At 43.0% G+C, this 4,281-nt stretch carries 3 protein-coding genes; all 3 read right to left on the reverse strand.

What is annotated here, in order from left to right:
• Positions 1-177: 177 nt before the first annotated feature.
• The 3 genes from QUF61_RS17950 to QUF61_RS17960 are packed head-to-tail and all read right to left on the reverse strand — an operon-like array spanning position 178 to position 4,098.
• The gene (locus QUF61_RS17950; protein WP_289682925.1) at positions 178-858 is read right to left on the reverse strand and encodes a sulfotransferase family 2 domain-containing protein; all 681 of its coding nucleotides are present in this window, start codon (positions 856-858) and stop codon (positions 178-180) included.
• A 9-nt stretch (positions 859-867) separates the two neighbouring features.
• Positions 868-1,785, reverse strand: a complete 918-nt coding sequence (locus QUF61_RS17955) for an Rpn family recombination-promoting nuclease/putative transposase (protein WP_289682926.1) — start codon at positions 1,783-1,785, stop codon at positions 868-870.
• A 39-nt stretch (positions 1,786-1,824) separates the two neighbouring features.
• Entirely contained in the window at positions 1,825-4,098 is a 2,274-nt protein-coding gene (locus QUF61_RS17960) for a tetratricopeptide repeat protein (protein ID WP_289682927.1), read from the reverse strand.
• Between the last annotated feature and the right edge of the window lie 183 nt (positions 4,099-4,281).

Below are 4,281 nucleotides of genomic sequence, written 5' to 3' on the forward strand. Positions count from 1 at the left end.
TAGACTCCCAATCCGAGGATTGGGCTCTTTAAGTTAATGGTAGTGGGGCGTTGCCCTTGGCTATATTAATGCGCCCCGTTGGGGCTAAACAACAGGGCTTGTCCGCCCTGTATCTCGGCTTTCAGCCACCAAACGCTCTAACCCACCCGTCTTTTAGCGGGTGGTTGTTTAGTCTTATTATCCCAGCCACTGCGCTTGCAGTCGTTGATTAATTTCCACGCCCCGCTGATAAATATCATAATCCTGTTGATTATTCTGATAAATCAAATGGCGTAAATTTTCATCCATCACATAAGCCTGTTTGCTTGATTTATCGGGATTGGTATTGTCCGCCGTTACAGAGACGGCAGCATTAATATCATACATTTTTTTGAAAATCTGCAAACTATTATCATAATTCTCGGTAATACCGATAAAATCAAATTGTTTAATATTCATCATCCACAAATATTTAGCATACAGATTCTGATAATGTGGAATTTTGCAAAATGCCTCCAAAGAAATGTCAGCGTCTTTAATATATTTGCGAAACTGCGTCGCCTCTGGATTAAATTTCCGTTTCCAGTAAAAATATCGGGAAGCCACTCTTTCTGCCGGGTCACGCAACCAGGTGATCAAGGATTGATTACGAACCCAGCGGTATTTCAGCGGCAGAAAATGACCATGCACACAATCATACTGCCGCTCAATGCCCCGTCCTCCCGGCAATGCCAATACGGCTTTCATATTGCGGGAAAAGTTACCCTGCTGCATGGGCGCGTCAGCATAATCCAGCAGTAATTTTTCCTTAAAAACCTGCCGCAACAAACTTCTGAATGAACTGCCCCCGGTTTTAGGGATGTGTACGGAAATTAACATAATGATTCTCTACAGCTTGTCTATTTGCTCTACCGACAAACCCGTTACCTGCATAATAGTTGCGATTGCGATTCCAGCCTGTTTCATATTTTTAGCCATTAGCAGAATACCTTCCTCTTTACCTTTTTTATGTCCCTTTTCATGTCCCTTTTCATGGCCTGCTTCAAAGCCTGCTTCATGACCTTCCATTTGTCCCAGCACATAAGTAGACTGGTAAATACTCGCCTCATGATGTAATTGCGTCTGGTGGCGGTCATAGGCAAGACGTTCCTGCTCACTCATTTTCAGTACATTAAGCGTCTCTTTTGCCTGTTTCAGGCCTTTGGCGGTAAAATCTTCCTTGATTTCTTCATTTTTAAGAAAATAAATCCATTCATCCAGACTGTCTTTGGCGACATCATTAAAGTTTCTGATTTCAATTAAATAATATTCAGGATAAATATCCGCAATTTTTTCTGATTTATAAAGATTTTTCTGTTCTGCACTTAATTCCAATACGCTGTGATTATGCAGACCGATAAAATTTGTGGTGCCATGATAGATATAATCGTCACCCTTGCCAAAATCAAAATAAAGAATATTGACTGAAATTACCTTGCTGACTTCAGCATAAGCCGCGCCCTCTATCAGATGCTCTGTAATTGTTTTACTGCTGGCAAATAAAATTCTTTGCAAATAATCCAGTTCACGGGAATACTGCACTTCGATAAGAATAATCCGCTGGTCTGCATCAGCAACCTTAATATCAACCCGATTGTATTTATCAAAACCCATTTCCTGATTACTTTCACTTTCCAGCACTTCAAGAATAGTGATATCGGTAAACAACAACTCACTTAAAAACCCCTCAAGAATGCCAAAATTGGCTTTGCTGCGAAGGATTTTTTTAATCGCCCAGTCAAAGCTGATGAGTTTTCTTGGGTTCATAAAAATATAGCTCTGCTCATGTTTGTTTTCCTATTGTGTTCAGTTTCCAGGCGCTGAAGGCACTTGAATATGCGCTGGTGGCAAACCCTGTTTGGCCCGCGCCCACATCATTTCATAAGCAGTTTCCAGATGTTTTACAAACATCGGGGTATTAAATAAAGCGCAACTATCGCGATTGCTTTCAAGTTTATGCTTAATCGCCGCAAGCTTATCCGGGTTTCTGGCAAGGCTCAGCGCCAGGTTTTCATAATCCTGGAGATTATCAGTAATTAACTCCGGCAACCCCACAGCTTGTAATAAACTTGTGCCAACACGCGAGGCTAAACTTTGTCCCATGCAGCTTATTGCCGGTACCCCGGCCCACAGAGTGTCACTCATTGTAGCGTGAGCATTATAAGTCAAGGTATCTAAAAACAGATCGGCTAAGGCTACGCGCGCCAAATGTTCTTCCAGGGGTAGTTGATGAGCAAAAATAAGCCGCCCAGGGTCTACACCCCGGTTTTGTGCTTCACGGCGCAGATTTGCTGCCATCCATGAATTATTTTCTGCCAACCACAATACGCTGCCTGGCTCCGCCTGTAATAAACGCATCCATAAACTGAAAACCTCCGGCGTGATTTTGTATGAATTGTTAAAACAACACCAGACAAAGCCCTGTTCCGGCAAACCTGCCTCGCTGCGCGTGGGTCTCTCCGCAATGGGGCATTGCCGATCCCTGGACTGATAAGTATCAGGCATCCATACCACTTTTTCATTAAAAAACTCAAAATCTTTTTGTGGAATAATCGTTTTATCGGCAATCACATAATCGACATGGCGTGTGCCGAGGGTTCCCGGATAGCCCAGATATTGCACCTGCACAGGAGCAGGACGTAAGGCCAGTACTGCACTGCGGTTGTGGGAGGTATAACCGGTTAAGTCCACTAATATATCAATTTTATCTGCCCGAATCCGGGCCGCAAGTTGTTCTATAGATAAGGTTTTAACTTCTTCAAAACGATCAAACCCAGCTTTAATACGCTTGCCTATATCACTGTCATCATCCGGACCTACTGAATAAGCAATAACTTCAAAACGATTGCGATCATGTAATTCAAAAACTTCCGCTATCACATAAGCAATGGGATGCTTGCGAAAATCAGCAGATAGATAGGCAATACGCAATTTGCCATGCTGATGGATCACGGGACTGACAGGAGATGAAGGCTTAAATGGCTCAATCTCTCTTGCCGCATGGTGACGGGCGCAAATCTGTTGTAAAGCCGGATCATCTGACAAACTCATAAAAGCAAAAGGTGCTATTTCATAATCTTTGCCTGCTGCCGTTGCCTGTATAAGCTGTTGCGACAAGGACTGCCATTCCTGCCAGGCACAGATTTTTTGTAAGTTATGAGTAAGCATGGCCAGCGTCTTGAATAAATCGGGTTGCAGGCACAGGGCTTCCCGACATGCGACATTAGCTTCCATCAAATGTTCCTGCTTGCCAAGTATTACGGCTAAGGAATTATGTGCTTCGGCTAAATCCGGCTTTAAGGCTATTGCCTGTTGATAGGCTGCCAGGGCTTTATCATCCTGTTCTAGGTGAGCAAAAGTATTTGCCAGGGTATTATAAGCTTCAGCAACATCCGGTTTTAACTGAATGGCTTTCTGGCAGGTACTTAAGGCTTCTTCATGCTTGCCTTGCGAATTTAATGCGCCTGCCAAATTGTTATAAGCACCGGCAAAACCGGGTTGCAGTTTCAAGGCATGGCGATGCATCTCACAGGCTTCAGAGAATTTCCGGGCTTTTTTCAAGGCACAGCCCAAGTTCGTATAAGCCCGGGCATAAGTGGGTTTATAATGAATGGACTGGCGATAAGCATTAATGGCCTCATCCAGATGATGCTGTTCATATAAAACCAAACCCAGGTTATTATAGGCTTCAGCAAACTGGGGATTTTTATGAATAGCCTGCCGCAATGCCGTTTCCGCTTCAACCCAGCAGTTTTGATGCTGTTTCACCAGGGCCAAATCATAATAAGCTTCAGCGGATACTTGCAAGCTTAAAACTTTATTGGCTGCCGCTTCAGCGTGTGCTAAATGACCAGTGGAGGCATAAAGCATAACAGCCAATCGCCATAACTGTGTTGCCTGAGGATACAGGGCTGCTGCCTGTTGCAACTGCTTTAATGCCTCAGCAACATGCCCACGCTGAAATAATCCTAATATTGATTGACAGGCAGTATCAATCAATGCCTTGTGTTTAACAGATTTTCCAGTTTTTTGATTTTTAATGGAAAGTAGTTTTTTTCTAGATTTGTTTTTTTTTGGCATATTTTTATCTAAAGTGCAAAGGAAATTAATTTGAGTTTGGTATAGGCTCAATCAATACTAGGAGGCTGTCCGAGAACACAAGACCTACTGCGGAAAAGCTGGATTTGGTCAGATTTCTCCCTTATTTTCGTTAAATATACCCAATATTCGCCTCAAATAATGAAAAAATCTGCCTCAAACCAG

The sequence above is a fragment of the Candidatus Venteria ishoeyi genome, from assembly GCF_030378065.1.
Lineage (GTDB): Bacteria > Pseudomonadota > Gammaproteobacteria > Beggiatoales > Beggiatoaceae > Venteria > Venteria ishoeyi.

Coding starts and splice junctions, on each gene's coding strand:
- QUF61_RS17955 (WP_289682926.1), bottom strand. CDS start 1,785: ATGAACCCAAGAAAACTCATCAGCTTTGACTGGGCGATTAAAAAAATC.
- QUF61_RS17960 (WP_289682927.1), bottom strand. CDS start 4,098: ATGCCAAAAAAAAACAAATCTAGAAAAAAACTACTTTCCATTAAAAAT.
- QUF61_RS17950 (WP_289682925.1), bottom strand. CDS start 858: ATGTTAATTTCCGTACACATCCCTAAAACCGGGGGCAGTTCATTCAGA.